At 44.8% G+C, this 5,503-nt stretch carries 8 protein-coding genes; 2 read left to right on the top strand and 6 right to left on the bottom strand.

All coding sequences use genetic code 11. The annotated features are described in order from the left end of the window. Positions 1-1,234: sulfite dehydrogenase (gene soxC, locus B7X71_RS12520; protein ID WP_293600901.1), on the bottom strand; the 1,234-nt coding region annotated here is incomplete at its 3' end. 37 nt (positions 1,235-1,271) lie between these two features. Next, positions 1,272-1,613, bottom strand: a complete 342-nt coding sequence (locus tag B7X71_RS12515) for a metalloregulator ArsR/SmtB family transcription factor (protein ID WP_293599051.1) — start codon at positions 1,611-1,613, stop codon at positions 1,272-1,274. Between the two features lie 101 nt (positions 1,614-1,714). Between B7X71_RS12515 and modB the strand changes: the two genes are divergently transcribed. Together modB and B7X71_RS12505 are read left to right on the top strand one after the other, a co-directional pair. Next, positions 1,715-2,365 (top strand): molybdate ABC transporter permease subunit, encoded by a 651-nt coding sequence (modB, locus tag B7X71_RS12510; RefSeq protein ID WP_293599050.1) that lies wholly within the window; start codon positions 1,715-1,717, stop codon positions 2,363-2,365. Continuing rightward, positions 2,365-3,474 (top strand): ABC transporter ATP-binding protein, encoded by a 1,110-nt coding sequence (locus B7X71_RS12505; protein ID WP_293600900.1) that lies wholly within the window; start codon positions 2,365-2,367, stop codon positions 3,472-3,474. The genes modB and B7X71_RS12505 overlap by 1 nt, the downstream gene beginning before the upstream one ends. A 70-nt stretch (positions 3,475-3,544) precedes the next feature. On the opposite strand, the gene B7X71_RS12500 is transcribed toward B7X71_RS12505, so the two are convergent. The 4 genes from B7X71_RS12500 to B7X71_RS12485 are packed head-to-tail and all read right to left on the bottom strand — an operon-like array spanning position 3,545 to position 5,408. Next, on the bottom strand, positions 3,545-3,760 hold the full coding sequence (locus tag B7X71_RS12500; protein WP_293600899.1) for a DUF2892 domain-containing protein: 216 nt from the start codon (positions 3,758-3,760) through the stop codon (positions 3,545-3,547). A 48-nt stretch (positions 3,761-3,808) separates the two neighbouring features. After that, complete coding sequence (locus tag B7X71_RS12495; protein WP_293600898.1) at positions 3,809-4,306, bottom strand: rhodanese-like domain-containing protein; 498 nt, start codon at positions 4,304-4,306, stop codon at positions 3,809-3,811. Positions 4,307-4,351: 45 nt separating this feature from the next. Beyond that, a complete protein-coding gene (locus B7X71_RS12490) occupies positions 4,352-4,771 on the bottom strand; it encodes a hypothetical protein (protein WP_293600897.1) in 420 nt (139 codons plus the stop codon). Between the two features lie 13 nt (positions 4,772-4,784). Then, positions 4,785-5,408: a hypothetical protein gene (locus B7X71_RS12485; RefSeq protein WP_293599601.1), complete on the bottom strand. Its 624-nt coding sequence runs from the start codon at positions 5,406-5,408 to the stop codon at positions 4,785-4,787. Between the last annotated feature and the right edge of the window lie 95 nt (positions 5,409-5,503).

Genomic DNA, 5,503 nt, shown 5'->3' with positions numbered 1-5,503 from the left:
AGCCATCCCACACCCAGTCAATATTAAAGCGGGTAATAGACTTATCTAGGATTGGTGTTTCTAGACGAGCAGTGCGCCAGTTATTTCCACCATCGAATGAAACATCAACACGCCGGATCTTGCCGCGACCAGACCAAGCCATACCGCTGACGTTGTAGAAACCTTTATCCAGCAACTGCTGACCACCAGATGGTGTTGTGATGACCGATTTACATTCTTGAATCGATGCATATTGACGGTGCGATCCATCCGGCATCAATTCAATATAGTGAACTGCCTCATCCTTCGCATTCCATGGCATATCACCTACTTCAAGGCGACGCAACCATTTCACCCAACTTACTCCTTGAACACCAGGAACCACTAAACGTAATGGAAAACCATTTTCAGGGCGTAACATCTCACCGTTCATCGCCCAAGCCACGATAGTGTCGTTTAAACAGCTTTCCAAGTTAATCGTGCGAGTCATGCCAGAACCATCACCACCTTCAGCAAGCATGAACTTGCCTTTTTTGAGGTCAGCGCCACATTCTTCAAGCAATACTTTTAAAGGAACGCCAGTGAACTCACAGCAAGAAAGCATGCCGTGCGTGTACTGAACAGTAGGTACGGCAACATTACCCCACTCAAGACCAGTATTAGCACCACACTCAATAAAGTGAGTACGAGAAACTGAAGGCAAACGCATCAAATCATTCATTGTGAAAACGCGTGGGTTTTTCACTAAGCCATTAACCATCAGGCGATGAGTCTCAGGATTGAGGTTGTACCAACCTTGATGGTGACGCTCAAAATGCAATCCGTTAGGAGTGATTGTTCCAAACAAACCTTGAAGCGGAGTAAAGGCAACTGAGGCTGCTGATACTCGAGTTAAGCCTGGAGACTCTCGACGAATCAAGTTTGACTCGTAAATAGATGGCATACCATAAGGCATAGTTGCTACATTCTTACCAAGGGTAGTTTGCCATTCCTGCTTCTCCAGAATCGCAGGATCGCCCTCACCAGCAGCCATCGCTAGCGGAGCTGTTAGCCCTGCCGCCGCTCCACCTAGAGCAGACATGAAACCCTTGCGCAAGAAGCCGCGACGGTTTTCATCCAAGCCATTGGCGTTGATGTCAGCAATCAGTTCTTGAGAAATAAAATGCTCAGGAGCCTTAACCAGACGAGCACGATTAGCTGGCTTTTCGATAGCGCTGATATCTTGCGCACTGATCTCTATTTGTTTTTTGGTCATGTGTTCTCTACTTTGATGAATAGATTCTTAAAAAAAATTAATGCAAACTCTCGGCAATTTTTGCGCAGACTGTCTGACACATTTCTACGGTTGCGTTATCAGCGATAGAGTAAAAAACGGTTGTACCTTCTTTACGCCTAAGTAAAATTCCGGCTTTATTTAGGGCTGCAAGATGACGAGAGACATTGGCCTGACTGGAGCCGCACAACTCAACAACCTCAGAAACAGACTTCTCCCCACTGCAAACTGCATACATGATGCGCAGGCGTGATGGCTCCGAAAGAACGCTGAAATATTCAGCAACATTAGCAAATACCTTTTCCATCACTTGTGGAGAAAGGTCTTTGGTGGCTTTTTTAACTTTTACTTTGATATTCACAGGCTGAGATTATATATGCGTATACATGCATATTGGACACCGAAGCGGCAAACACTTATATAGTGGGATACCCTAGCCTCAAAGGCAATACAATCAAAAAAATGGATATTGATGCAATTCTGCTATCCCTAAAGCTTGCTTTTTGGACTATGGCTCTAATTCTTCCCTTTGGGATCTGGGTTGTCCATAGGCTGCTTAAGCTCAATAAAAGTCGGCCATGGATTGAGGCTGCCCTAGCACTTCCATTAGTCCTGCCGCCCACTGTTTTAGGTTATTACTTTCTGGTTTCTTTTGGTAATACCAGTATTTTTGGCTCCCCAATAGTATTTTCATTCACAGGCATTCTGATTGCCTCATTAATTGTCAATATCCCCTTCGCCATTCAGCCTATCCAGAGAGCATTTGAGGCTATTAATCCTGAAATCAGAGAAGCAGCTCAGGTGAGCGGTCTGAGTGATTGGCAAATCTTTCGGTTGATCGAGTTGCCGCTATCTTGGCGAGGTATTACCGGTGCCGCCGCCCTTACCTTTGCCCACACCCTTGGTGAATTCGGCGTTGTCCTCATGGTTGGCGGAGCAATACCCGGGGAGACCAAAACAGCCTCCATTGCTATTTATGACAAGGTTCAGAGCTTTGATACTGCTGGTGCTGGCGCTATCGCGCTTGTGCTCCTTGGTACATCTCTTGTTTGTATAGCGCTTTCATATGGGGTATTTGGGCAGAATCGCGGTCGCCGCGGGAGCTTGAGCTAATGCTAAAAATCAAGATTAGCCAAACCTACCCGAATCCACTGCAAATCAATCTTGAATGTGCGCCAGGTGAGTTGCATGCTTTAGTTGGCCCCTCCGGGAGCGGCAAAACTTCAGTTCTCAGAACCATTGCCGGCCTAAACAAGCCTGCTACCGGAGTTATTCAGTGTGAAGGAATGATCTGGTTTGAGGGCAATGAACTGAATCGTAATGCACTTCACCTAGAGCCCGCACAACGGTCATGTGGATTCTTATTTCAACAATATGCCCTATTTCCACATTTGAATGCCTTAGACAATGTATCGATTCCATTGCAAAACTCTGGCCTTGCCACAAGTAAACGCAAGACTATCAGTATGGATTTATTAGATCGAATGGGCATTTCTAATTTGGCCGAGCGAATGCCGCATCAACTTTCTGGCGGTCAACAACAACGGGTAGCACTCGCCAGAGCTCTAGCGCGCCAACCAAAAGTATTGCTGCTGGATGAGCCCTTCTCAGCTATCGATGCCCCAACCCGCCAGGGTTTGTATAAAACTCTGGCAGATCTTAGAAAAGATCTGAATATCCCAATTCTATTGGTCACTCATGATTTACGTGAGGCAGACTTACTTGCAGACCAGATTACCGTTATAGACAAAGGCATTAGCCTGCAAACTGCAGCGCCGCAGGTTTTATTTCAAAGACCAAGAAATTCTCGCGTTGCTGAATTAGTTGGCATTAGCAATATGTTTCATGGTGTGTTCGATGCGGGTAACTTAAGCTGGGATGGCTGTACACAACTCTTTAAGGTTGCCGACAAAGGCAAAATTCCACCTAAAGTACGCGTGGCTTGGGTTATCCCCCAGAGCGGCCTCAGCGTTCACGTCACCCCAACGATGACTAGCGTACCGACAGTAGTAGAGAAGATGAGCAGCCTTGGTCAGATCGCCGTAATTCAGTTGCGAATTGAAGGTAGCGTAAATACCGTTGAATGGGAGGCATCTTCTGCAGAAGTGAGAAGGTTATGTATGGAGGTCGGTAGTCAAATGCATCTCGAGCTTGATGGAAATCAAATTCATATCATGCCATTGCGACCCATCAATGATCCACGACGCTTTGTTGATCACTAGATCCCCGCTTCACTAAAGACAAAAACGCTTGTTAGACGTTGGCCTAACAAGCGATCTAGTTAAAGCAGTATTACTTACCGGAACTGCTATCGTTACATGAATCTTTAGCACCAGTATTAATACCCAATAATGGATAGGCCGGGCAAAATTTAAACACTCCAGTGGCTAGTGGAATAACACCAATCCAAGCCCAGGCTCCAGTTGTTCCTGTGACAGCCAAGCCAATCAATACTAGGCCAGCAACAATACGTAAGATACGGTCGATACCACCAACATTGCATTTCATATTAAATCCTTATTTAAATTTATTACTGAAGAAAAACCTAACTACTATTTAATTAAGCGGAACACCAACCAGTGGACGACCTTCTAGAGTCCAGAGATACAAAGAGCCGTCATAAAGCTTGGTTGATTTATTGCCAACTAATTCAGACATAACAAACCAACCACCAGCCGCCAAGTGACCACTATTGCAATAGCTAATTGCCGGCGTCTTTGGGTTGATTCCGTTTGAAGTGAATAATGCGTTGTAAGTATTCTTATCCCAGAAATACAGAGCCCCTTTTGCAGGCTTTGCTAATAACTCAGGAGCCAATTCCTTTGCACCCGCAATGTGACCGTAAGCACCTACATAGTCACGCTTATTTAAACCAAAAAACTGAACAGGTTGACGTGCGTCGATCAAAGTAGATTTACCAGTTTTAGAAGCTAATGCTACCTGCTCTGAGTTAGCAATCAACTCCTTGCGCTCAGCTTTGCCAACCCATGTTCCATTAGTTTTAATCGATGGGGCAACAGAAAAATCGCGTCCTTCAGAAAGCCAGCCCGCCATGCCACCATCTAATACGGCGATATTGTCCTCACCGTAAACCTTAAATTAAGCTTCATCAATATCGGAAATATCTTGGGCAATTGGAACTAAAACAATTGGCTTGTCAGAATTGATGCCCACTGACTGAATAATTTTTTCAAAGTCAGCCTTTTCAGGAATCAGATACTTGATCTTTTTCCCGTCAATCATGCGATCAACCCTGACCTTTTTAAAGTCAAGCAATGTGGAATCCGGAATATGGCCACCTACCTCAACTAAAAACTTCTTCCCTGTTTTTATATCAATTTCGAATTCAGGGGCACGGGTATAGCTGGCTACATCGCCACGAACCTCTAAGATCTGAACCTCTGATTGATTAGCAGCAAGCCACTCTGCACTGACTAATGGACCCGGCAAACTTACCGCGTGCACTAATCCAATAAAACTTGTAATCGCAACGGCTAGTCCTATTCGAATCTTTTTCATTTGAACTCCTTGATTAATTTACAGGTAATAAATATTGTGAAAGTCGATCTAATAAATCAATCTTGCTTTCAGTTAATACGTGGTACTTCCTTGAATTGAGAGCGGACAACAGGTCACCACAGTCAATTTCTAGCTGAGTAATTTTGCGATCCCGTTCAACTATTAATACCTTCATGTCGGTAAAAAATAGTTTAGTAAGCGCACTAACCCAGCGGGATACTGGACCCAAGCGACCCTTAGTTGCCATATCAAAGTTGCGCAATTCATCAATCACCAAATCCGCAGAGATTAACTTCTCCCCCGTAACCCACTGATTTGTAGTAAACAAACGAACTGGCAAGCCTTGCTGATTTAATGCGATACCAATGAGGTGATGGAATTCCGCTTCATTGCGCTTGAATAAATGGAAGTGACCATGCTCACCATCTTGCATCTCATCGGCTGTATGTGCATGGTAGTAAAACTCATAGCCACTCTCGGGATCTGAGAGATCATTTTTGGGATAGTGACTCCACTCAATAAACTCTCGTGCGCCACACAGTGCTGCTTCGCTTAGGGTCAAGCCCTTTTTTGCGTAGCGCGTTTGGATGCTAGCAATTTCTTGAGCAGCCAAACAGAGAGTAGATTGAATTAGCACGATTTAAGATTAATCAGCAGATTTACGTTTTTTTGGACCACAAGGATTTGATGGGCCACAAGGGTTGGCTGCTTTTTTCTTTGCAGGACCGCATG

The sequence above is a fragment of the Polynucleobacter sp. 39-46-10 genome (genome assembly GCF_002282275.1).
This window is presented reverse-complemented; position numbering and strand designations above follow the sequence as displayed.

Coding starts and splice junctions, on each gene's coding strand:
- B7X71_RS12495 (WP_293600898.1), bottom strand. CDS start 4,306: ATGGCGGGCTGGCTTTCTGAAGGACGCGATTTTTCTGTTGCCCCATCG.
- modB (WP_293599050.1), top strand. CDS start 1,715: ATGGATATTGATGCAATTCTGCTATCCCTAAAGCTTGCTTTTTGGACT.
- B7X71_RS12500 (WP_293600899.1), bottom strand. CDS start 3,760: ATGAAATGCAATGTTGGTGGTATCGACCGTATCTTACGTATTGTTGCT.
- B7X71_RS12490 (WP_293600897.1), bottom strand. CDS start 4,771: ATGAAAAAGATTCGAATAGGACTAGCCGTTGCGATTACAAGTTTTATT.
- B7X71_RS12505 (WP_293600900.1), top strand. CDS start 2,365: ATGCTAAAAATCAAGATTAGCCAAACCTACCCGAATCCACTGCAAATC.